This window comes from Bacillus salacetis (genome assembly GCF_003581585.1).
GTDB lineage: Bacteria > Bacillota > Bacilli > Bacillales > Bacillaceae_B > Rossellomorea > Rossellomorea salacetis.
The window spans coordinates 1-493 of sequence record NZ_QXIR01000094.1 but is presented as its reverse complement, the minus strand read 5'-3'; the positions used below and the strand labels follow the sequence as shown (position 1 = coordinate 493).

Annotated in this window: 1 protein-coding gene; it reads right to left on the bottom strand. The window is 40.4% G+C overall.

Annotation, left to right across the window (positions count from 1 at the left end):
• On the bottom strand, positions 1 to 493 hold a 493-nt coding region (locus D3H55_RS24715), incomplete at both ends, for a hypothetical protein (RefSeq protein ID WP_168413253.1).

The following is a 493-nucleotide window of genomic DNA, read 5'->3' as shown; positions in this document are numbered from 1 at the left end:
TATTCGTTCCTTATAAATAATGCCCCGTTCGATTGTCTTTTTGAAAAGCGTTACATCAAAATCCTCTAGTTTCTCTGTTTCTTCTAATAAGACTAGGAGCGATTGGAATTGCTTTTCTAAATAAAGTTGCTCTTGCATGTTTTCCTCTAGGCTGTCCCGCTCCTGTTGAAGGATTTCTTGTTCATAAATCAAGTGCCTTAATGTCGCATCGTAGATAGCATCTCTTGTAGCCGATTCCTTGGCAGCCAAGTCACTGATGCGATCTGTTATGGTTTCAATTTGCTTGTTTAACTCTTCCAGTCGCTGTTGTTCCGGTGGTGAGAGGGATGCCTTTTCGATAGCTTGGTTAGCTTCTTCTATTACTTCATCGGGGTTTTCTTTCATTTCCCTCATAATTTTCATAAAGGCATTTTCAAGGTCTGTCTCATGAACATAGCTTGTTTTACAATCTTTATAGTCTGGATCTCGTCCTGCGGTCACTCTGCATTGCCAA